This is a genomic window from Rathayibacter sp. AY1B4, from assembly GCF_002932815.1.
GTDB lineage: Bacteria > Actinomycetota > Actinomycetes > Actinomycetales > Microbacteriaceae > Rathayibacter.
In genome coordinates this window covers 35,125-55,536 of the sequence record NZ_PSWN01000002.1, presented here as the reverse complement: position 1 = coordinate 55,536, position 20,412 = coordinate 35,125, and the positions used below count along the sequence as shown (strand labels likewise).

Here is a 20,412-nt window from a genome sequence, read left to right as displayed (position 1 = left end):
ACCGTGGGGCCGCTCGGCAGGGCGGCGTTGCTAGGGTGCGACGCATGCGCCGTCCCGCCGCCCTCCTCCTCGTCGCCCTCGCCGCGGCGGCCCTCTCCGGCTGCTCCCCCGCGGCCGACCCGGAGCCGAGCGCGAGCGGCGCCGTCAGCGGCACGCCGATCCCCCTCGCCTGCGAGCAGCTGGTCCCGGCCTCGGCGCTCGCGGGCCTGTGGGGCGGATTCTCCCCGGACGACGGCATCGGGACCACCGCCGTCTCCGAGGAGATCTCCCAGTACGACGGCCTGGTCTGCGGATGGTCCGACGATTCGGGCGCCGAGCTGCAGCTGGCCGTGGCCCACCTCGACCCCGCGGTGATCGAGGCGCTCAAGAACGAGTTCTTCACCACCAGCAAGGCCGTCCCCACCTACGGCAAGCCGCCGGAGATCGAGGGCTACTACCAGGTGGCCGAGGGGCGGGGCGTCGCGGACGCCTTCGTCGGCGAGTACTGGATCGAGGCGTCCAGCGCCTCCTTCGTCGAGCCGGGCGACCCCGAGCCGCTCGTGCGGTCGGCGATCGGCGTCCTCGCCGGCTGAGCCCCGGCGTCAGCCCAGGCGCACCGGCGAGACGTGGTCGTCGACGAGCGCCGCGTCGCAGTCGGCCTCCACGCTCATCCCGGTCAGGCGCAGGTCCGTCAGGTAGCTGCTGAGGAACGCGGTGTCCGCCGTGTCCCGGCCGGACGAGATGCGCAGCATCGACCCGCGCGGAGCCAGCCGGGTCGCGTCCACGACGTGCCAGGCGCCGCCCACCCAGGCCTCCGTGACCGCGTGGAAGTCCCGCGGCTCGAGGCCCGGCGCGTAGACCGCCGTCACCCGGGCGGGGATGTCGAGGGCGCGGAGCAGCCCGGCGACCGTGTGCGCGAAGTCCCGGCACACGCCCTGGCCGCTCTCGATGACCTGCGCCGCTCCCCCGGTGCCGACCGTCGACCCGTAGACGTACGACAGGTGGCCGTGCACCCATTCCTCGACGGCCGTCAGCGCCTCGAAGCCCCGGGCCCGCCCGAACTCGCGCCGGGCGATCCCTCCGAGCACGTCCGCCTCGGCGTACCGGCTCGGCCGCAGGTACTCGACGAGCTCGAGCTCGCTCGGCTCGTCCGGAGCGCCGTGGCCGGCGACCCGCGCCCGGTACTCGACCCGCAGGTCGCCCTCGTTCCCCGCGACGCGGTGCACGCGGGCGCCGTGCCGCGCCGGGAACTCCCGCACAGGCACGTCCTGCCCGTCGAGCCGGACGGTGAAGGAGTCCTCGAACGAGTCGCCCGTGGGCGTCGCCGCCACCAGGAAGATCAGGTCGGTCGGGCCGTTCAGACGCAGATCCAGCGAGGCGGAGACAGTGCGCAGCATGGCTCCATCGTGGCATGCGCGAGGACCGCTCCCGGCGTCGGGGCCCGCCCCGCCCGGGTGCTAATGTGGTCAGGCACTCCTGGCCCCCATAGCTCAGGGGATAGAGCACTGCCCTCCGGAGGCAGGGGCGTAGGTTCGAATCCTACTGGGGGCACATCCGCGGTCCTCCGCTCTCCTCCCTCGCACATGGGCGCTCAGCTCCGGTGCTCGACGCCCCTCGAGGCGCACCCCTCCACCACGGACCGAGCGGCGTCACCCGGTGGGCGACCGAGTCCGACCGTGGCGCTCCTCACCCGGCGCTCCGACCCTCCCCGGACAGCACGAAGGCCCGCGATCGTCGATCACGGGCCTTCGGGACGTTCACCACCGGCACTCGGCCGGTCGGGCTCACTCGTAGAGGTGGAAGGTGCCGGCGCAGTCGGCCGAGCAGAAGCCGTCGCGGCGACGGGCCGAGGCCGCTCCGCAGGCTTCGCAGCGGCGGCGTCCGAGCATCCGCGAGATCAGGCTCTGAGGCGCCGACGCGACCACCGAGACCGGGGTGTCGGGGCGCACGGGGGCTCCCGTGGTCGAATCGAGCTGGATCCCAGCGGTGTCGAGCGTGGCGCGAAGCATCCGTGTTCCTTCCGATCGGTGAACCATGTGCGAGCACTGTATTGCCAGTCCCTGAGATTCTGCGAAGGGCTTGACGCGGCTCGCGATCGAGAGTAGCCGAAATCGACATCTGTCGGTCAGTCGGGATCGACCCGGGGAACGACGAACAGCCGCGCCCCCTCCTGGCGGAGAGAGGCACGGCTGTTCGGGTGTCGGGGATCGGTGGGCGGACGACGCCGGAGCTCATGGGAGCGGGGCGTCGGGCCCGGAACGACCGGGAAGTGGGCCTAGTACGCGCCGCTGGTGCTCCGGGTGTCGATCGCCACCGTCGATGCGGGAACCGGCACCGGTCGCAGGGCGGGGAGCGAGGCGCTCCTGCCCGTGCGGAACGGCAGCAGGACGAGCATGACGGGGAGAAGGACGATCCACAGGAGGACCGACAGCGCGAGACGCGCCCAGATGGAAAGAATATTGAGCATGTTTGTGCCGCCTTCGGGTGACGGTAGAGGTGAACTTCGCGAACAGTATCATCGGGCCGACGGGGGGAGAAGAGTAGAATTGCGCCATTGATCGCGCCTCTCCCGCCACGCCCCCGAGCGGTCTGTTGCTCCTCATTCGTCGCCGAGCGCCGATCGGATGGGTCGATCCCGCATCCGATCGACACACGGCCAGCCCAGAGCGTCCTCCTGGGAGCCGGGCCGTAGGGTGAGCGCGTGAAGATCCTTGTCGTCGAAGACGATCCAGCCATGGGTGAGGCCCTCGTCGGCGGCCTCGAAGACGCCGGCTACGAGGCCGTGCTGACCACGAACGGCATCGACGCGCTCGTCGCGTTCAGCAACGCCGAGTTCTCGGCCGCCATCGTGGACGTCATGCTCCCGGCGATGTCGGGCTTCGAGATCTGCCGCCGGATCCGCGAGCTCGGCCGGCCCACGCCGATCATGCTGCTGACCGCGCGGGACGCGATCGAGGACCGCGTCTTCGGGCTCGACGCCGGAGCGGACGACTACCTGACCAAGCCGTTCGCGTTCACCGAGCTCAACGCGCGCCTCCGGGCCCTCCTGCGCCGCAGCCCGTCGCTGATGTCCACCTCGATCGACGTCGGACGCATCACCGTGGACGGATCGAGCATCCGGCGCACCGCCGACGGCTCGCGCATCCACGTCAGCCCGAAGGAGCTCGAGCTCCTCAAGCTCCTCATCACTCCCGTCGGCTCCGTGGTGACCCGCCAGCGGATCCTCTCCGAGATCTGGGGCGGCGGCGAGATCGTCGACAACAACATCGTCGACCAGTACGTCAGCTACCTGCGCAAGAAGCTCCCGACCGAGGACACGGGCGTCAGCATCGTGACCGTCCGCGGCAAGGGCTACTTCCTCCGCCCGGTCGAGTAGCCCGTGTCGCGGATGAGCACGGCACGCCGCCGGGTCGGCGCGCTCTCGATCCGCGCGAGGATCACCGTGGGAACGGTCGCTGTGGCGACCGCCCTCTTCGCGCTCGCGGCGCTGCTCTTCTACCAGGTGGTCACCGGCATCGTCGACCGCAGTGAGCGGACGATCCTGATGTCGATCGAGGACGAGGTGCGCCGCAACATCTCGGCGGGCAACGTCCCGCGCACGCAGGGCTCGTCGACGGGCCAGCTGTTCCTCGCTCTCGCGCCCGACGGGAGCGTCAGCACCTCGACCATGCCCTCGCGCCTGAGCGGCGAGGTGCTCAGCGCTCTGGCGGAGGAGCCGGCCGACACCTCGCCCCGGTACGCCGACGTGACGACGGCGAACGGCAGCTACCTGGTCCGCTTCACGGCCATCGAGAGCGATCTCGGCGTCTGGCAGGTCGCCTCCGCCCGCGATCAGGCCGCGTCGCAGCTCGTCCTCGACGACTTCGCCCACGTGCTCGTCTACGCCGCGATCTTCCTCGTCGTCACGTTCGGGCTCGCCTCGTGGATCCTGACGGGCGCGGCCCTCGCCCCGGTGCGCCGGATGCGGGCGCGCGCGGATCAGATCGCCGCCGAGCCCGGGCAGGGCGACCAGCTCCCGGTCGTCGGCACGCGCGACGAGATCGACGAGCTCGCGGTGACGCTGAACGCGTTCCTGACCAAGCAGACCGCGTCGCTGGCCCGGGAGAAGCAGATGGTGTCGGATGCGAGCCACGAGCTCCGCACTCCCCTCGCCGCGCTCTCCGCGCAGCTCGAGATCGCCCACCACCGCGTCGACGATCCGGTCGCGGTCGACCGGGTCATCCTCGACGCGCAGAAGAGCGTCGACCGGCTCGTGCGCCTCGCGTCCGCCCTGCTCGACATCTCGCGCATCGAGAGCCGCACCGTCCGCCCGACCGCTCCCTTCGCCGAGCTCGTCGACGAGCTGGTGGGCGCCGTCGACCGCACCCGCCTGCTCGCCTCGGAGTCGGGGGTGGAGATCGACTACGAGATCGACGAGCGCGAGCCGGCCCGGCTCTACGCGGTCGCGTCCCAGGACTTCGGCCGGGTGATCGACAACCTCGTGAGGAACGCGATCCAGGCGATGAACGGCGGCGGCATGATCGTCGCCTCCCTCTCGCAGTCGGACGGGCGCCTGATGCTCAGCGTCTCGGACGACGGACCGGGGATGCCCGACGCCTTCATCCCGGTCGCCTTCGACCGCTTCTCCCGCCCGGACGACTCCCGGACCCTCGCCTCCGGCGGCAGCGGTCTCGGACTGGCCCTGGTGCACACCACCGTGCTCTCGGCCGGCGGGACGGTCGCCCTGGTCAACCGCTCCCCCCGGGGTCTCGCGGTCGACATCGTCCTCCCGCCCGTCGGCTCCGCCTGAGCCGCCCCGCCCCGGGAACGACGAAGGCCCCCGGCGGACCGGGGGCCTTCGTCGAGGATCGTCAGCGCGGGTCGTCCTCGGGGCGGACGGGCTGCGGCTGCGGGTCGCCGACCGCGGCGGGCGGCGGAGCCCAGGTCGTCTGCGGCGCCTCCGCCGGGGAGGTGCCGCCGTCGAGCAGGTTGCGCGCGCGGTTGACCACCTCGGGGTCCACGAGCACGGAGTAACTGGTCGCGATCACCTGCATGGTCGAGGTGAAGTCGCGACGGCGGCGGTTCACGGCGTAGGAGGCGAGCCCGAAGAGCATCCCGAAGCCGGCGCCGAGGAGGACCGCCGCGATGAGGAAGGAGAGCTCCGTCGTCGGCGAGAAGATGATGAGCAGGAGGCCCAGGAAGACGCCGAGCCAGGCGCCGGAGGCCGCTCCGGCGAGGGCGACGCGGCCCCAGGTGAGCTTGCCGGTCACCCGCTCGACGCTCTTGAGCTCGTTGCCGATGATGGCGAGCTGGCGCACCGGGAAGTCGGCGCGGGCGAGCACGTCGACGGCGGCCTGCGCCTCCTGGTACGTGTCGAACGTGGCGAGGATCTCCCCGCGCGGGATCGTGGGGAAGGCCGGCCCTCGGCCGCTGAACGGCGTCTGCTGAGTCACCCGGGCAGAATCGCACAGGCCACTTGAAGGTCTCTGAACGGATTCGGAGAACCGGCCGAGGGCGAGCCGGGAACGCTCGGCGTCCGCCCGGCTGCACGGGACTAGGTTTGTAGCCGTGAGTTCCGCCAGAGTCTTCGTCGCGCGCTTGGCCGGATGCAGTGTCTTCGACCCGGCCGGCGATCGCGTCGGCAAGGTCCGCGACGTGCTCCTGGTCTACCGGCAGAACGACGCCCCGCGGGTGGTCGGCCTGGTGGTCGAGATCCCCGGGCGCCGTCGCGTCTTCGTGTCGATCGGCCGGGTCACCAGCATCGGCAGCGGCCAGATCATCACCACCGGGCTGATCAACGTGCGCCGCTTCGAGCAGCGGGGCGGCGAGGTCCGCGTCATCGCCGAGCTCCTCGGCCGCCGGGTGAGCTTCGTGGACGGCTCCGGTGACGCGGTCGTCGAGGACGTCGCGATCGAGGAGGCCGCTCCCGGCGAGTGGGAGCTCGCGCAGCTCTTCGTCCGCCGGCCCAAGACCAGCCCCTCCCCCTTCGCCAAGGGCGCGACCGCCTTCGCCGGCTGGCGCGAGGTCCGCGAGAGCGTCTCGACCGAGGCGCAGTCCGCCGAGCAGTACGTCGCCAGCCTCTCCGAGCTCAAGCCCGCCGACCTCGCCAGCACGCTCCTCGACCTGCCGCAACAGCGGATGCTCGAGGTCGCCGGCGAGCTCTCGGACGACCGCCTCGCGGACGTGCTCGAGGAGATGCCCGAGAGCGAGCAGGTCGAGATCCTCGGCCGGCTCGACGACGACCGCGCCGCCGACGTCCTCGACCAGATGCAGCCGGACGACGCGGCCGACCTGATCGCCCAGCTCTCGGAGGAGCGCGGCGAGGCGCTCCTGGAGCTGATGGAGCCCGAGGAGGCGGACGACGTCCGCATGCTCCTCACCTACGCTCCGGAGTCCGCCGGCGGTCTGATGACCACGGAGCCGATCATCGTCTCCTCCGAGGCGACCGTCGCCGAGGGTCTCGCCCTCATCCGCCGCCACGAGCTCGCCCCGGCCCTCGGCGCCGCCGTCTGCGTCACGCTGCCGCCCTACGAGCCGCCGACCGGCCGCTTCCTCGGCATGGTGCACTTCCAGCGAATGCTCCGCTACCCGCCGCACGAGCGCCTCGGCACCCTGCTCGACCAGAGCATGGACCCGATCACGCCCGAGACCTCGGCGGCCGAGGTCGCCCGGATCCTGGCCAGCTACAACCTCGTCTCGGTGCCCGTCGTCGACGCGTCCCACCGCCTCGTCGGCGTCGTGACCATCGACGACGTCCTCGACTACCTCCTCCCCGACGACTGGCGCAGCCACGGCGACGACGACGAACCGAGGAAGCCGGTGACGACGGCGACGCAGGGCGTCCCGCTCGTGCCGCCGGCACCCGCGGCGACAGGCAGGACACGACGGGGACGGAGGGGCGCGCGTGGCTAGGGACACCAAGCAGGACCGGCGCCTGGACGCTCCCAAGGGCTTGCGCACCCGCGTCCTCTCGCGGCGGAACCGCCCGAGCAGCGACCGCTTCGGCCGCCTGACCGAGTCGTTCGCCCGCGGCATGGGCACGCCGTGGTTCCTGGTCGGCATGACGATCTTCTGCGTCTTCTGGCTGATGTTCAACACCTACGGGCCCGCGGACGCGCGCTTCGACTCGCAGGCCCTCGGCTTCACGGTGCTGACGCTGATCCTCTCGCTGCAGGCCTCCTACGCCGCGCCGCTGCTGCTGCTCGCGCAGAACCGCCAGGACGACCGCGACCGCGTCCAGATCGAGCAGGACCGGCAGCGGGCCGAGCGCAACCTCGCGGACACCGAGTACCTCGCGCGCGAGGTCGTGGCCCTGCGCCTGGCGATCCGCGACATGGCGAGCAAGGACTTCATCCGCTCGGAGCTGCGCGGACTGCTCGAGGAGCTCGAGAAGGATCGGGCGCAGGAGCCCGAGCGGCGCGATGCCTGACGTCGCCGCCATCGAGACCGCCGTCAGGACGGCGCTGGCCCGGGTCGTCGATCCGGAGATCCGGAAGCCCATCACCGAGCTCGACATGCTCGAGTCGGTCGAGGCGGCCGTCGACGGAGCGGTCCGCGTCGCGATCCGGCTGACCATCGTCGGCTGCCCGGCCGCCTCCGCGATCGAGCGCGACGTACGCGAGGCCGCGGCCTCGGCTCCCGGAGTCACGGCGGTCGACGTCGTGGTCGGAGTCATGACGCCGGCGCAGCGCACCGCCCTCACCGAACGCCTCCAGGGCGGGCGCCGGAGCATGCCCTTCGGCCCGGACTCGCTCACCCGCGTGTACGCGGTCACCAGCGGCAAGGGCGGCGTCGGCAAGTCGACCGTCACCGCCAACCTCGCGGTCGCCCTCGCTCAGCGGGGTCTCGCTGTCGGCCTCGTGGACGCCGACGTGCACGGCTTCTCCATCCCCGGCCTGCTCGGCCTGATGCACGACGGGCGCGTCGCGGGGCCCACCCGCGTCGGCGAGCTGATGCTGCCGCCGGTGGCGTACGGCGTGAAGGTCATCTCGATCGGGATGTTCCTCGAGGGCGACACCCGGGGGGCGGCCGTCTCCTGGCGCGGACCCATGCTGCACCGCACCATCTCCCAGTTCCTCACCGACGTGTACTTCGGCGACCTCGACGTGCTCCTGCTCGACCTGCCTCCCGGCACGGGGGATGTGGCGATCTCCATCGGGCAGCTGCTCCCGCATGCGGAGGTCCTCATCGTCACCACCCCGCAGCCGGCGGCCGCCGACGTGGCCGAGCGCAGCGGCGCGCTCGCCCGCCAATCGGGTCAGCGCATCGTCGGAGTGGTCGAGAACATGTCGGGGCTTCCGCAGCCCGACGGCTCGGTGCTGGAGCTCTTCGGCAGCGGAGGCGGGGCCGAGGTCGCGCGTCGGCTCACTGCGACGGGCGACGAGGTGCCGCTGCTCGCGTCGCTGCCGATCTCCGTCGCGCTGCGGGCGGGGGGCGACGAGGGCGTGCCCGTCGTCGTCGCCGATCCTGAGGATCCTGCCGCCCGGGCGATCGACGCCCTGGCGGCGACGCTCGCCGCGCGGCCGCGGGGACTGACCGGCCGTCGGCTTCCGCTCTCCGTCGGCTGACGCCTCCGCGCGGCTTCGTGCGGGCGGCGTCGGTCGAGACGCCCGCCCGGCGCTCCTCGCGGAGCAGGGCTCAGGTGGCCTCGGAGTCGATCGGCGGCGGCGCGACGCTCGAGAGCGTGCCGGACGAGACGGAGCGCTGCATCGTCGTGTAGTAGCTGTCCTGCGCGGAGCCGGTGCCGCCCGGCACGACCGGAGCGGCGACAGCGGTGGGCGGCTTCACGGTGGGGGCCGGATCGTCCTCGAGCAGGGCGTCGCGGATGATGCGGCGGGGGTCGTACTGGCGCGGGTCGAGCTTCTTCCAGTCGACGTCGTTGAACTCGTCGCCCATCTCGTCCTTGACGCGCTCCCGGGCCTGCGTGGCGAATCCGCGCACCTTGCGCACGAGCTGCCCGAGCTGGGCGGCGTAGTGCGGGAGGCGGTCGGGACCCAGCACGAAGACGGCGATGACCCCGATGATGAGGAGCTTGTCGAACGTCAGACCGAACACGAGGACAACACTAACCCGCCGCGCCTCCCTCGCGGAGCCCGCGCGCCACCGTACCCTGACGATGCCCGGGCGCGATCCGCCCGGTGCACCGATCAGAGGAGCGCCCCCGTGTCCGACAAGGATGCCAACTGGAAGTACGCCGAGGACGCGGTCGTCGAGTCGGAGGCCATCGCCTCGGCCCGCCGGCTCTCGGTCGAGCTGGGCATCGACGCCGTCTCCCCCTCGATCGGCGCGCAGGCCGCGCTGGTCGCCGCCGCGGCGCGCGCGACCTCCATCATCGAGATCGGCACCGGCACCGGAGTGAGCGGCCTGTGGCTGCTCGACGGCGCCCCCGAGGCCATGCTCACCTCGATCGACTCCGAGGCGGTGCACCAGCAGCACGCGCGCGCCCAGTTCCACGAGGCGGGCATCTCGCCGAATCGGCTCCGGCTCATCCCGGGCCGCGCCCTCGAGGTGCTGCCCCGGATGAACGAGAACTCCTACGACATCGTCTTCGTCGACGGCGATCCGCTGCAGGTCATCGAGAACGTCGAGCACGCGCTGCGGCTCGTCCGTCCGGGCGGGACGGTCCTCGTCCCCCACGCGCTCTGGCGCGGACGCGTGGCCAACCCCGCGCAGCGCGACGAGATCGCGACGGCGTTCCGCACGCTGGTGGCCGAGGTCTGCGCCTCCCCCGCCGTGGTCAGCGTGCTCTCGCCGATCGGCGACGGCCTGCTGCAGGCCAACAAGCGCCGCGCCTGACGAGCGCGGCCGACCGGGGACAGACGGAACGCCCGCCGCACGGTGTGCGACGGGCGTTCACGACGGTGCGGATCAGGCGGGAGACACCACCGACGCGAGCGCGTCGTGCAGCTCTTTCGCCTCTGCATCGTTGACCGAGACGACGAGGCGTCCGCCTCCTTCGAGCGGAACGCGCACGACGATGAGTCGGCCCTCCTTAACAGCCTCCATCGGTCCGTCTCCGGTCCTCGGCTTCATGGCCGCCATAGAGTTCCCCTTTCGTGACGTATCCCCCTATTATCGTGCATCCGCGGGGGTGTTCCGAACCGCGCCCGGAAGTCGGGCGTCAGCCGATCACGGCGGGGACCAGTCGCCGGGGGTGAACACCCAGCACAGCAGCACCCAGACGATCTGCCCGACGATCGATGCGGCCACCACGAACACCCTCAGGAGGGTCGACCGCGGCACCGCGAGCGCCCCGGCCAGCGGGAACATCGGCATCAGGATGCGGAACGTGCTCGACTGCGGGTAGAAGAACGCGAAGAGGTAGATCGCGTAGCCGCCGACCCAGAGCCGCGAGTAGACGTCGAGGCTGCGCGTGGCCCGCGAGAACAGGATCGCCAGGAATCCGAGCACCACCACGACGGTGATGCCCATGCCCGTGATCGGCGAGCCGAACCAGAGGCCTCCCCACCAGCCCCCGCCGGCGAACCAGGAGGTGAAGGGGATGAGCTCGCCCTCGCCGATGAAGACGCTGCGCCAGGCGAGCTCGGTGTCGGTGTAGGCGGTGAAGGAGCCGGTGACCGCCCAGGCGATGAGCAGCCAGGCGAACCCCACCGCGAGGGACCAGACCGTGAGGGAGACCGTGAAGGCGAACTCCCGGCGGGCGAACGGCTCGGTGCCGCGCACGTGGCGCCAGACGCGGTAGAGGAAGTAGAGGCCCGTCATCGCCGCGATCGCGAGACCGCTCGGGCGCAGGAGCCCCACGATAAGCACGACGGGGAACGTCCAGATCCACTTGCGGCGAACCAGCAGGAGGAGCAGCACGGCCGTCAGGAGGATGCCGCCGGACTCCGCGTAGCCGATCTGCAGGACTGGGGACGTCGGAGCGACGCAGAAGAAGACGATCCCCATCAGCGCCTGGCCCTCGCTGAGCGAGACGCGGAACAGCCGGTAGATCACCAGGCACGCCGCTGCACTGCAGACCAGGGCGACGAGCACCGCCGCGTTCGCCCAGTCGAGCCCGGTGATGTTCATCAGGCCGCGGACGGTGAACGGGTAGACGGGCATGAACGCCCAGGGGTTCTGCTCCACGGCTCCGGACGGCGAGAGCGGCAGGACCGACGGGTACCCCGTCATCCCGATCCGCTCGTACCAGCCGCCGTCCCACGTCGTCGCGAACCGGACGTAGGTGTCGCGGAGTCCCGTCCACTCGACGCCCTGACGCACGGCGCCGACACGGAGCATGATCACGGTCGTGACGACGCGGGACACGGCGAAGACCAGGAGCACCTGGATCCACCACGGGATCCTCCGGAGCAGACCCCAGCGGGAGCGGGACGGAGAGGCGTCCTCCGTCTCCGGCGCGATCGCGGTGGCGCTCACGCGAGCGGCCCGTGGTTCGTCGCGGAGGGGGTCGTCAGCGGGGAGCGGGCGGGTGTCGCCGCGGCTCGCCGGCGGGTCGGCCGGAGGAGGGGCGACGCGTGTCGCGGCTCACCGGCTGGCGTGAGGGGAGACATTCCGACGAGCATACCCGTGCGGGAGTCGGGAGTCCCCGGAGGAGCACCGCGCCGGGCGGGCGCTCGGCACGATCACGGCGGGGTCCAGTCCGATCCGGCGACGGCCCAGCAGATCGAGATCCAGACGATCTGGCCGCCGATCCCGAGCAGGACCAGCGCGACGCGGAAGACCGGCGAGCGCGGCACCGCCAGCGCTCCGACGAGCGGGAACATCGGGCCCAGCAGCCGGAAGGTGCTCGACTGCGGGAAGAAGAACGCCAGCAGGTAGACGCCGTACCCGGCGACCCAGGCCCGGCTGAAGAGATCGAGCCGCCGTGTCCACGGTGCGGCGAGGATCCCGACGAACGCCGCCAGCAGGAGCACCACCAGCACGACGCCGACGGCCGGAGCACCGAACCACCACGAGCCCCACCAGGCGCCGCCCTGGAACCACGGGGTCAGCGGGAGCAGCTCCTGGTAGCCGATGTAGACCGCACGCCACGCCAGCTCGGTGTCGGTGTACGCGGTCATCGACCCGGTGACGGCCCACGCCACGGCGGGCCAGAGGAAGCCGACCACGAGCCCCCACGCCGTCAGGCCCACGGCCGGCAGCCACTCCGACCGCGGGAACGGCTCCGTGCGGCGCCGGACGAACCGGTAGACGACGTACAGGCCGAGCGCGGCCGCGAAGGCGAGCCCGCTCGGCCGGGTCAGGCCCAGCAGCAGCACGACGGGCACGACCGCGAGCCAGCGGCGCCGCACCAGGAGGAGGAGCGTGACCGCGGTCAGGAGCATCGCCATCGACTCCGCGTAGGCGAGCTGCATCAGCGGCGAGGTCGGCGCCACGCAGAGCAGCAGCACCGCCGTCAGCGACTGCGACTCGCCGAGGGAGTGCCGGAAGAGGCGGTACAGGACGAGGCAGGCTCCGGCTCCGCACAGGACGGAGACGGTCACGGCGGCCGGAGCCCAGGTGAGGCCGGTGAGCGCCATCAGCGCCTTCACGACGCCCGGGTAGAGCGGCATGAAGGCCCAGGCGTTCTCCCCCACGTGGCCGTCCTGCGTGATCGGCAGGAAGCCGGGGTACCCGGTGGCCGCGATGATCTCGTACCAGCGGCCGTCCCACATCGACGCGAAGGCCGAGTAGGACGGGGAGGGTCCGGTCCACGGGTTCGCGAGCTGGTGCGCGGCGAACTGCAGCAGGATCACCGTCGTGACCACGCGGGTCGCGATGTACACCAGGAGGACCCGCGCCCACCACGGGACCAGGCGCAGGCGGAGGCGGACGGGGACGGCCGTGGCGCTCGCGCTCACGAGGACGCGGTCAGCCAGCGGCGGAGGCCCTCGGTGCACTCGGTGATCTCGTGCACCGCCACGCGCTCGTCGTCGGCGTGGGCCCGGAGCGGGTCGCCCGGTCCGTAGTTGACAGCCGGGATGCCCATGGCGGAGAACCGCGCGACGTCGGTCCAGCCGTACTTGGGCTTCGCCTCGGCTCCGACGGCCGCGAGGAAGGCCTGGGCCAGAGGTGCGTCCAGCCCCGGGCGGGCGCCCTCGGCCAGATCGTCCACCGTCACCTCGAACCCCTCGAAGAGCTCCTCGAGGTGGGCGAGCGCCTCCTCCCCGGACCGGTCGGGGGCGAAGCGGTAGTTGACCTGCACCGTGCAGAGGTCCGGGATCACGTTGCCCGCGACCCCGCCGGTGACGCGCACGGCGTTGACGCCCTCGCGGTACACGAGGCCCTCGACCTCGACCTCGCGCGGCACGTAGGCGGCGAGGCGGTCGAGGATCGGCGCGGCCGCGTGGATCGCGTTCTCGCCGACCCAGCTGCGGGCGGAGTGGGCGCGGACGCCTCGGGTGACCACGTCGACCCGGAGCGTCCCGTTGCAGCCGCCCTCCACTGCTCCGCTGGTCGGCTCGCCGAGCACCGCGAAGTCGGCGGAGAAGAGGTCGGGGCGGTGCCGGGAGAGGCGGCCGAGGCCGTTGAGGTCCGCTGCGACCTCCTCGTTGTCGTACCACATCCAGGTGATGTCGACGGCCGGATCGGAGAGCTCGGCGGCGAGGACGAGCTGCACCGCCACTCCGGCCTTCATGTCGACGGTCCCGCGGCCGACCAGGTGCTCGACGCCGTCGATCGTCTCGGCGACGACGGGGAGGTTGCCGTTGACCGGCACCGTGTCGAGGTGCCCGGCGATCACGACGCGCTGGTCGAGGCCGAGGTTCGTCCGCGCCACGACGGTGTGACCGTCGCGGATGACCTCGAGGTGGTCGTACTGCTCGAGCGCCCACTGCACCGCGTCCGCGATCTCGAGCTCGTCGCCCGAGACGGACGGGATGTCGCAGAGGATCCGCGTCAGGGCGACCGGATCGGTGCGCAGATCGAGCGGAGGGGCGGTGGTCGGATCGGCCATGCGCCCCAGGGTAGCGGCCGGACGCTCCGCGCTACCCTGATCGGCATGACCCTCGAGCACTCCGCAGACTCCTCCGCGCCCGCCTCCGCCTGGGGATACGGGCTCGCCACCGTGGCCGCCGACGGCACCGTCCTCGACACCTGGTTCCCGGAGCCGCGCCTCGGCACCATCCCGGCCGGCCGCGACCCCTGGATCGTGCCGGCGGAGTTCGAGGAGCAGGCCGGCGAGGATCCGCGCCGCGAGGTCCGCATCGACGTGGTCACGCTGCAGATCGACGTGCAGGCGCCGCCCGCCTCCACGTCCGACGCCTACCTGCGGCTGCACCTGCTCTCGCACCTCCTGGTCCGCCCGAACGAGGTGAACCTCGACGGCGTCTTCGCCCACCTGCCGAACGTGGTGTGGACGAACGCCGGTCCGGTCTCGCCGGAGTCGTTCACCCGCCTGCGACCCTCGCTCCGGCGCCACGGCATCCAGGCCACCGGGATCGACAAGTTCCCGCGGCTGACCGACTACGTCACCCCCGCGAAGGTGCGCATCGCGGACACCTCACGCGTCCGCCTCGGGGCGCACCTGGCACCCGGCACGACGGTGATGCACGAGGGCTTCGTCAACTTCAACGCCGGGACCCTCGGCAGCTCGATGGTCGAGGGGCGCATCTCGCAGGGCGTCGTGGTCGGCGACGGCTCGGACATCGGCGGCGGCGCGTCCATCATGGGCACCCTCTCGGGCGGAGGAGTGCAGCGCGTCTCGATCGGCGCGCGGGCGCTGCTGGGTGCGAACTCGGGCATCGGCATCTCCCTCGGCGACGACACCGTCGTCGAGGCCGGCCTCTACGTGACCGCCGGCACCAAGGTCGTCGTGGTCGGCGGAGCGCCGCGCGCCGACGGCGCCCCGCAGACCGTGAAGGCCGTGCAGCTCTCGGGCGTGCCGAACCTGCTCTTCCGCCGCAACTCACTCACCGGAGCCGTCGAGGTCCTCCCCCGCACCGGCGCCGGCATCGAGCTGAACGCCGCCCTGCACGCCTGAGGACGGGCGTCCGGCGCCGCCGGGCCCAGCAGGCGGCACCCCGGGACGAACCGTGCTGATCGAGTCCGCGGCGACCACGCCGCTCTGCGTCCCGCCTCGAAGGAGAGGTTCGAGCCTCGGACGGCTGACGAGAGGCGGGTGCGCTGCACAGCGAGAGCCCGCCCCCGGCGGGGACGGGCTCTCGGGGACCGGTCAGCGGTCGGTCGGCCAGTGGCGCTCGGGTGACCCCATGTAGAGCTGCTGCGGGCGGCCGATCTTGGTCTGCTTGTCGGTGTTCATCTCGCGCCAGTGGGCGATCCAGCCGGGCAGGCGGCCGATCGCGAAGAGCACGGTGAACATCCGGGTCGGGAAGCCCATCGCCTTGTAGATGACGCCCGTGTAGAAGTCGACGTTCGGGTAGAGGCGCCGCTCCTTGAAGTAGTCGTCCTCGAGAGCGAGGGCCTCGAGCTCCATCGCGATGTCGAGCAGCGGGTCCTTCACGCCGAGGGCCTGCAGGACCTCGGAGGCGCTCTCCTTGACCAGCTTCGCGCGCGGGTCGTAGTTCTTGTACACCCGGTGGCCGAAGCCCATCAGGCGCACGCCCTCCTCCTTGTTCTTCACCCGCTCGACGAACGTCGACACGCTCTCGCCCGACTCGCGGATCCGGCCGAGCATGGTGAGCACCGCCTCGTTCGCTCCGCCGTGCAGAGGGCCGAACAGGGCGTTGATGCCGGCCGAGACGGAGGCGTAGAGGTTCGCCTCGGTGGAGCCGACGAGGCGGACGGTCGACGTCGACGCGTTCTGCTCGTGGTCCTCGTGGAGGATCAGGAGGCGGTCGAGCGCCTTCGAGAGCACCGGGTCGACCTGGTACTGCTCGGCCATCGTTCCGAAGTTGAGGCGGAGGAAGTTGTCGACGAAGCTCAGCGAGTTGTCCGGGTAGAGGAACGCCTGGCCGATCGCCTTCTTGTGGGCGTACGCCGCCATCACGGGCAGCTTCGCCAGGAGGCGGATCGTGGTGAGCTCCACCGCCTCCGGATCCTTCGGGTTGGAGCTGTCCTCGTAGTACGTCGACAGGGCCGAGACTCCGGCCGAGAGCACCGACATGGGGTGCGCGCTGTGCGGGAGCGCGTCGAAGAAGCGCTTGAGGTCCTCGTGGAGGAGCGTGTGGCGGCGGATGCGCTCGTCGAAGCCCGCGAGCTCGTCGGCCGTCGGCAGCTCGCCGTAGATGAGGAGCCAGGCCACCTCGAGGTAGGTCGCGTTGGTGGCCACCTCCTCGATCGGGTAGCCGCGGTAGCGGAGGATCCCCTGGTCGCCGTCGATGTAGGTGATCTGCGACTTGGTCGCCGCCGTGTTCACGAAGCCGTAGTCGAGCGACATGAAGCCGGTCTGCTTCGACAGGGTCGAGAAGTCGATGCTCGAGGAGCCGTCGACGCTGCGCAGGACCGGGAAGTCCGCGGTGCGGTCGCCGAAGGTGAGCGTGACCTTCTCGGGGAGCTCCTGCTCCGCCGGCGCGGGAGGCGGCGTCGTGGCGCTCCCGGTCGCGGGCTCCGCGGAGCCCACCGTCGCGGTTCCGTCGCTCTGCGTGCCGGATTCGGTCACAACGCCTCCCAGGTCGTCGCGGTCGCACCCCGGAAGCGCTCGCGCGGAGCGGGCGGCGCCGGGTCTGGATCGTGGTGCAGCCGGGGCCTCGCGAGGCGCCGTCGACCGAACCACATACAGCCTATGGGCAAAGCGGGGGCACTGTGACATCGCCCAGCGCTGGGGCCAGGGCCTTGTCGGAACCCGCCAGGATCGGCCGGGTCGAGCGCCTCAGAGGCCGCCGGACAGGCGCTCGACGGCCGCGTCGATCCGCTCGTCGGAGGCCGTCAGCGAGAGGCGCACGTGCTCGGGGAAGCCCTCCCCGTAGAAGACGCCGGGGCCCGCGAGGACGCCGAGGCGGGCGAGGCGGTCGATGGACTCCCAGGCCGGGCGGCCCTCGGTCGCCCACAGGTAGAGGCCGGCCTCGCTGCGGTCGATCCGGAAGCCCGCGGACTCGACGGCGGGCCGGAGGCGGTCGCGGCGGGAGCGGTAGCGCTCCTTCTGCGCGGCGACGTGCTCGTCGTCGGCGAGGGCGACGATCATCGCCTCCTGCAGCGGACCGGGCACGATCATGCCCGCGTGCTTGCGGACGGTCACCAGGCGCGCGATCAGGGCCGCGTCCCCGGCGACGAAGGCGGCGCGGTAGCCGGCGAGGTTCGACTGCTTGCTCAGCGAGTAGACGCCGAGGACCCCGGTGCGGTCCTCCCCCACCACGCGCGGGTCGAGGACGCTCGGGATCGGCTCGTCGGCCCAGCGGCCGTCCCAGCCGAGCTCGGCGTAGCACTCGTCCCCCGCGATCACGGCGCCCAGCTCACGGGCACGGGCGACGGCGCGCCGCAGGGCGGGCACATCGAGCACGGCGCCATCGGGATTGCCGGGAGAGTTGAGCCAGACCAGGCGGGTCGTCGCGGGCCACTCGGCGGGGTCGTCGGAGGCGAGCGCCTCGGCCCCGGCGATCGCCGCGCCCATCGCGTACGTCGGGTACGCGGCGCGCGGATGCACGACCACGTCCCCCTCCCCGAGTCCGAGGAGGAAGGGCAGCCAGGCGACGAGCTCCTTGGAGCCGATCGTCGGCAGGACCTCGTCGACTCCGAGGCCCTCGACTCCGCGCCGCCGCGCGTACCAGGCGGCGATCGCCTCGCGCAGAGCGGGGGTGCCCACGGTCGTGGGGTACGCGTGCGAGTCCGTCGCGCGGGCGAGCGCGTCGCGGATCGGGGCGGGCGTCGGGTCCACCGGCGAGCCGATCGACAGGTCGACGATCCCGCCGGGGTGCTCCGCCGCCGTGCGGGCGAAGGGCGCCATCAGGTCCCAGGGGTAGTCGGGCAGCGCGCCGAGGGCCACGGGAGCGGCCTCAGTGGCTCTGCGGAGGCAGCGCCGCGATGACCGGGTGGTCCTTCGCGATCACGCCGACCTTGGCGGCTCCTCCCGGGGAGCCGATCTCGTCGAAGAACTCGACGTTGGCCTTGTAGTAGTCGGACCACTCCTCGGGGAGGTCGTCCTCGTAGTAGATCGCCTCGACGGGGCAGACCGGCTCGCAGGCACCGCAGTCCACGCACTCGTCCGGGTGGATGTAGAGCGAGCGCTCGCCTTCGTAGATGCAGTCGACCGGGCACTCGTCGATGCAGGCGCGGTCTTTGACATCGACGCACGGAAGTGCGATCACGTAGGTCACGGTGCTCCAGGTCCCTTCGAACAGTGTCTCTATCGTACGGGGGCCGACGGGGCGTCGGCGTCCGCGGGCCGCGGGGCGGCGGCGGGAGCGGCCGCCCGCAGCCGCGGCCAGGCGATCACGACGAGGGCGATGAGGGCGGGGAGGAAGGTCCAGGCCACGCCGAGGCCGTTCGCCGGGACGAGGACGGATCCGCCGGTGCTGCGCAGGGCGAGCAGCCCGATCATCCCGAGCAGGCCCATCGCGGTGCAGAACGCGACGAACCGGTCGATGAGCACGAGGCGCAGCCCGAGCAGGAGCAGCAGCACGCCGGCGAGGGAGGCGGCCAGGCCGACCGGGAGGACGACACCGCCGACCGACACGGTGCTCTGATGGGCGACGGTCGTGATCGCTCCGACCACCGCGCCGACCAGGACTCCGGCGACGCCCGACAGCACGCGCGATCCCAGCGTCGGACGCTCCTCCGGCAGCGGCGCCGGACGGCCCGCCTGCGCGACCGGGCGGAAGCGCTCGATGCGGCCGATGGGGAACGGCGGACCGCTCGAGAGGCGGGCCTCGTCGCCCTCGACCACCAGCTGCGTCGCGTGCGCCTCGAGGGCCGCGCGCTTGCGGGCGTGGTCCTCGGCGGACAGCTCGATCACGACGTCCCCGGGGAGGGGCGGGGCCGCGTCGGGGAGGACGGCGAGGAAGCGCAGGCCCAGCAGCTCGGCGGCGCGCTCGGCGACCCGGGCGGTGCGGACGTGGTCCGGGTGGCCGTAGCCGCCGCCCGCGTCGTAGGACAGCACGACGCCCGCATCGACCTGCCGCAGGACGGCGACGAGATCGGCCACCTCCTCGTCCTCGGGCGCGGCGGTGAAGGACGCGGGATGCACCGGCTCGAGCGGCACCGGGACGCGGCCGGGCCCCCACTGCATGCCGGAGTCCCGGTAGACGCGCGGAGCGAGGCCGGGTGCGCGGGCGCCCGCCTCGCCGAGGAAGCGGTGGTCGGCGACGCCGAGGGCCGTCAGGGCGACGACGAGCTCGGTCGTCCGATGCGCGGCCAGCTCGGCCGAGCCCTCGAGCGGAGCGAGGTCCTCGGGGATGACCTCGCCGCACTCGCCTCGCGTGGCGGTGACGACGGTGACCGAGGCGCCCTGCGCCACCAGCCGCGCCAGGGTTCCGCCCATGGTGATCGTCTCGTCGTCGGGGTGGGCGTGCACCGCCACCACCCGCTCCGCTGCTGCGTCCCGGCCCGCGTCCACTCTCCGCCTCTCGTCCTGCGCGGCCTCCGCTGCGGGCGCTTCTGGACAGCGACCGGGCAGCGGACTACAGTCGAGCCGGGTTAGGCAAGGCTTACCGAACAACGGAGCCCCGCCGACCGGATCGACTCGGGGCGGGAGTCGCCCCCTCCTCGTCCACCATCGACCAAGAGAACACGCGTGCTCGCAAACTACCTCATCGGCCTCCGCGAAGGCCTCGAAGCCGGCCTCGTGGTCGGCATCCTCGTGGCCTACCTGACCAAGCTCGGCCGGCGCGACGTGCTGCCGCGGCTCTGGACCGGTATCGCCGCCGCGATCGCGATCTCGCTCGTCACCGGTGCGATCCTCACCTGGGGCCCCTCGACCCTGTCGTTCCAGGCCCAGGAGCTCATCGGCGGCGGCCTCTCGATCCTCGCGGTCGGGCTGGTCACCTGGATGATCTTCTGGATGGGCGCGAACGCCCGCAGCCTCAAGGGCGACCTCGAGTCCCGGCTCGACGGCGCCGTCGCGGGGTCGGCCCTCGGCATCGTGGTCCTCGGCTTCATCAGCGTCGGGCGCGAGGGCATCGAGACGGCCCTCTTCGTCTGGGCGAGCGTGTCCTCGAGCAGTGCGGGATCGGGATCCAGTGCGTGGGTCGGCACGGTCGGCGCGCTGCTGGGCATCCTCAGCTCGGTCGTCATCGCGTACCTGATCTTCCGGGGCTTCGTCCGGATCGACCTCGGGCGCTTCTTCACCTGGACGGGCGGCTTCCTCATCCTCGTCGCGGCCGGCGTCCTCTCCTACGGCGTCGGCGACCTGCAGGAGGCGTCGCTCCTGCCCGGCTGGGGCACCCCGCTGTTCTCGCTCGGCCCGATCCTCCCGCCGCCCGTGACCGCCGTGGTCGGCGGCCTCTTCAACTACACGCCCGAGCCGACCGCTCTGCAGTTCGCCGCCTGGCTGCTCTACCTCGTCGTCGTCGGCGCCCTGTTCGTCCGCCAGGTCCGCCTGCGCGGTCCGCGACGGGGCAGCGCGGCCCCGGTCGCCGCTCCCGCTCCCACCTCCGTCTGACCCGCTCCGGCACCGCCGGC

General features: G+C 72.2%; 22 protein-coding genes and 1 tRNA gene. 10 read left to right on the top strand and 13 right to left on the bottom strand.

The window, feature by feature from the left end:
- Positions 1–44 precede the first annotated feature (44 nt).
- Positions 45–572 carry a hypothetical protein gene (locus C5D66_RS01470; RefSeq protein WP_104255075.1) on the top strand — a complete coding sequence of 176 codons (528 nt, stop codon included), beginning with the start codon at positions 45–47 and terminating at the stop codon, positions 570–572.
- 9 nt (positions 573–581) lie between these two features.
- Here the strand turns inward: C5D66_RS01470 and C5D66_RS01465 are convergent, their stop codons facing one another.
- Entirely contained in the window at positions 582–1,376 is a 795-nt protein-coding gene (locus C5D66_RS01465; protein WP_104232730.1) for a transglutaminase family protein, read from the bottom strand.
- An 82-nt stretch (positions 1,377–1,458) separates the two neighbouring features.
- Here C5D66_RS01465 and C5D66_RS01460 point away from each other — a divergent pair.
- A tRNA-Arg gene (locus C5D66_RS01460) sits at positions 1,459–1,530 on the top strand.
- A 233-nt stretch (positions 1,531–1,763) separates the two neighbouring features.
- Here C5D66_RS01460 and C5D66_RS01455 read toward each other — a convergent pair.
- Positions 1,764–1,988, bottom strand: coding sequence for a hypothetical protein (locus C5D66_RS01455; RefSeq protein WP_104249561.1), 225 nt, complete (start codon positions 1,986–1,988; stop codon positions 1,764–1,766).
- A gap of 266 nt (positions 1,989–2,254) precedes the next feature.
- Complete coding sequence (locus C5D66_RS01450) at positions 2,255–2,446, bottom strand: hypothetical protein (RefSeq protein WP_104249560.1); 192 nt, start codon at positions 2,444–2,446, stop codon at positions 2,255–2,257.
- A gap of 234 nt (positions 2,447–2,680) precedes the next feature.
- On the opposite strand from C5D66_RS01450, the gene C5D66_RS01445 reads away from it, so the two are divergent.
- Entirely contained in the window at positions 2,681–3,355 is a 675-nt protein-coding gene (locus C5D66_RS01445; RefSeq protein WP_258059273.1) for a response regulator transcription factor, read from the top strand.
- A 12-nt stretch (positions 3,356–3,367) separates the two neighbouring features.
- Positions 3,368–4,768, top strand: coding sequence for a cell wall metabolism sensor histidine kinase WalK (locus tag C5D66_RS01440; RefSeq protein WP_146084775.1), 1,401 nt, complete (start codon positions 3,368–3,370; stop codon positions 4,766–4,768).
- Between the two features lie 61 nt (positions 4,769–4,829).
- Here C5D66_RS01440 and C5D66_RS01435 read toward each other — a convergent pair whose 3' ends face one another.
- Positions 4,830–5,411, bottom strand: a complete 582-nt coding sequence (locus C5D66_RS01435; RefSeq protein WP_258063841.1) for a general stress protein — start codon at positions 5,409–5,411, stop codon at positions 4,830–4,832.
- Between the two features lie 115 nt (positions 5,412–5,526).
- Here C5D66_RS01435 and C5D66_RS01430 point away from each other — a divergent pair, with 115 nt between their 5' ends.
- The 3 genes from C5D66_RS01430 to C5D66_RS01420 are packed head-to-tail and all read left to right on the top strand — an operon-like array spanning position 5,527 to position 8,525.
- On the top strand, positions 5,527–6,870 hold the full coding sequence (locus tag C5D66_RS01430; protein WP_104225554.1) for a magnesium transporter MgtE N-terminal domain-containing protein: 1,344 nt from the start codon (positions 5,527–5,529) through the stop codon (positions 6,868–6,870).
- A complete protein-coding gene (locus C5D66_RS01425) occupies positions 6,863–7,387 on the top strand; it encodes a DUF1003 domain-containing protein (protein ID WP_104222991.1) in 525 nt (174 codons plus the stop codon). Before C5D66_RS01430 ends, C5D66_RS01425 begins: the two co-directional genes overlap by 8 nt.
- Positions 7,380–8,525, top strand: coding sequence for an Mrp/NBP35 family ATP-binding protein (locus C5D66_RS01420; protein ID WP_104255077.1), 1,146 nt, complete (start codon positions 7,380–7,382; stop codon positions 8,523–8,525). Before C5D66_RS01425 ends, C5D66_RS01420 begins: the two co-directional genes overlap by 8 nt.
- 70 nt (positions 8,526–8,595) lie before the next feature.
- Here the strand turns inward: C5D66_RS01420 and C5D66_RS01415 are convergent, their stop codons facing one another.
- Positions 8,596–9,012, bottom strand: coding sequence for a twin-arginine translocase TatA/TatE family subunit (locus tag C5D66_RS01415; protein WP_146076468.1), 417 nt, complete (start codon positions 9,010–9,012; stop codon positions 8,596–8,598).
- 108 nt (positions 9,013–9,120) lie between these two features.
- On the opposite strand from C5D66_RS01415, the gene C5D66_RS01410 reads away from it, so the two are divergent.
- On the top strand, positions 9,121–9,753 hold the full coding sequence (locus C5D66_RS01410; protein WP_104222989.1) for an O-methyltransferase: 633 nt from the start codon (positions 9,121–9,123) through the stop codon (positions 9,751–9,753).
- A gap of 72 nt (positions 9,754–9,825) precedes the next feature.
- Here the strand turns inward: C5D66_RS01410 and C5D66_RS01405 are convergent, their stop codons facing one another.
- The 4 genes from C5D66_RS01405 to dapE form a co-directional block, all read right to left on the bottom strand.
- The gene (locus tag C5D66_RS01405; RefSeq protein ID WP_068208299.1) at positions 9,826–9,999 is read right to left on the bottom strand and encodes a DUF3117 domain-containing protein; all 174 of its coding nucleotides are present in this window, start codon (positions 9,997–9,999) and stop codon (positions 9,826–9,828) included.
- Positions 10,000–10,086: 87 nt separating this feature from the next.
- Positions 10,087–11,337, bottom strand: coding sequence for a hypothetical protein (locus C5D66_RS01400; protein ID WP_104255078.1), 1,251 nt, complete (start codon positions 11,335–11,337; stop codon positions 10,087–10,089).
- A 206-nt stretch (positions 11,338–11,543) separates the two neighbouring features.
- Entirely contained in the window at positions 11,544–12,761 is a 1,218-nt protein-coding gene (locus tag C5D66_RS01395) for a hypothetical protein (RefSeq protein WP_258061196.1), read from the bottom strand.
- Positions 12,758–13,855, bottom strand: a complete 1,098-nt coding sequence (gene dapE / locus C5D66_RS01390) for a succinyl-diaminopimelate desuccinylase (protein WP_104255079.1) — start codon at positions 13,853–13,855, stop codon at positions 12,758–12,760. The genes C5D66_RS01395 and dapE overlap by 4 nt, the downstream gene beginning before the upstream one ends.
- A 45-nt stretch (positions 13,856–13,900) precedes the next feature.
- Here dapE and dapD point away from each other — a divergent pair, with 45 nt between their 5' ends.
- A complete protein-coding gene (gene dapD / locus C5D66_RS01385; RefSeq protein WP_104232738.1) occupies positions 13,901–14,881 on the top strand; it encodes a 2,3,4,5-tetrahydropyridine-2,6-dicarboxylate N-succinyltransferase in 981 nt (326 codons plus the stop codon).
- A 192-nt stretch (positions 14,882–15,073) separates the two neighbouring features.
- Here dapD and C5D66_RS01380 read toward each other — a convergent pair whose 3' ends face one another.
- The 4 genes from C5D66_RS01380 to C5D66_RS01365 form a co-directional block, all read right to left on the bottom strand.
- Positions 15,074–16,459: a citrate synthase gene (locus C5D66_RS01380; RefSeq protein WP_258061197.1), complete on the bottom strand. Its 1,386-nt coding sequence runs from the start codon at positions 16,457–16,459 to the stop codon at positions 15,074–15,076.
- Positions 16,460–16,669: 210 nt separating this feature from the next.
- The gene (dapC, locus tag C5D66_RS01375) at positions 16,670–17,779 is read right to left on the bottom strand and encodes a succinyldiaminopimelate transaminase (RefSeq protein ID WP_104255080.1); all 1,110 of its coding nucleotides are present in this window, start codon (positions 17,777–17,779) and stop codon (positions 16,670–16,672) included.
- Between the two features lie 10 nt (positions 17,780–17,789).
- A complete protein-coding gene (gene fdxA / locus C5D66_RS01370; RefSeq protein ID WP_104222984.1) occupies positions 17,790–18,110 on the bottom strand; it encodes a ferredoxin in 321 nt (106 codons plus the stop codon).
- 29 nt (positions 18,111–18,139) lie between these two features.
- Positions 18,140–19,348 carry a PIG-L family deacetylase gene (locus C5D66_RS01365; protein ID WP_146076874.1) on the bottom strand — a complete coding sequence of 403 codons (1,209 nt, stop codon included), beginning with the start codon at positions 19,346–19,348 and terminating at the stop codon, positions 18,140–18,142.
- 177 nt (positions 19,349–19,525) lie between these two features.
- Here C5D66_RS01365 and efeU point away from each other — a divergent pair, with 177 nt between their 5' ends.
- Positions 19,526–20,392, top strand: a complete 867-nt coding sequence (gene efeU / locus C5D66_RS01360) for an iron uptake transporter permease EfeU (protein WP_104232741.1) — start codon at positions 19,526–19,528, stop codon at positions 20,390–20,392.
- Positions 20,393–20,412 lie beyond the last annotated feature (20 nt).

What these genes read in the sequence shown, in the direction of transcription:
- C5D66_RS01470 (WP_104255075.1), top strand. Translation starts at nt 45, where the DNA reads ATGCGCCGTCCCGCCGCCCTCCTCCTCGTCGCCCTCGCCGCGGCGGCC.
- C5D66_RS01465 (WP_104232730.1), bottom strand. Translation starts at nt 1,376, where the DNA reads ATGCTGCGCACTGTCTCCGCCTCGCTGGATCTGCGTCTGAACGGCCCG.
- C5D66_RS01455 (WP_104249561.1), bottom strand. Translation starts at nt 1,988, where the DNA reads ATGCTTCGCGCCACGCTCGACACCGCTGGGATCCAGCTCGATTCGACC.
- C5D66_RS01450 (WP_104249560.1), bottom strand. Translation starts at nt 2,446, where the DNA reads ATGCTCAATATTCTTTCCATCTGGGCGCGTCTCGCGCTGTCGGTCCTC.
- C5D66_RS01440 (WP_146084775.1), top strand. Translation starts at nt 3,368, where the DNA reads ATGAGCACGGCACGCCGCCGGGTCGGCGCGCTCTCGATCCGCGCGAGG.
- C5D66_RS01420 (WP_104255077.1), top strand. Translation starts at nt 7,380, where the DNA reads ATGCCTGACGTCGCCGCCATCGAGACCGCCGTCAGGACGGCGCTGGCC.
- C5D66_RS01405 (WP_068208299.1), bottom strand. Translation starts at nt 9,999, where the DNA reads ATGGCGGCCATGAAGCCGAGGACCGGAGACGGACCGATGGAGGCTGTT.
- dapE (WP_104255079.1), bottom strand. Translation starts at nt 13,855, where the DNA reads ATGGCCGATCCGACCACCGCCCCTCCGCTCGATCTGCGCACCGATCCG.
- dapD (WP_104232738.1), top strand. Translation starts at nt 13,901, where the DNA reads ATGACCCTCGAGCACTCCGCAGACTCCTCCGCGCCCGCCTCCGCCTGG.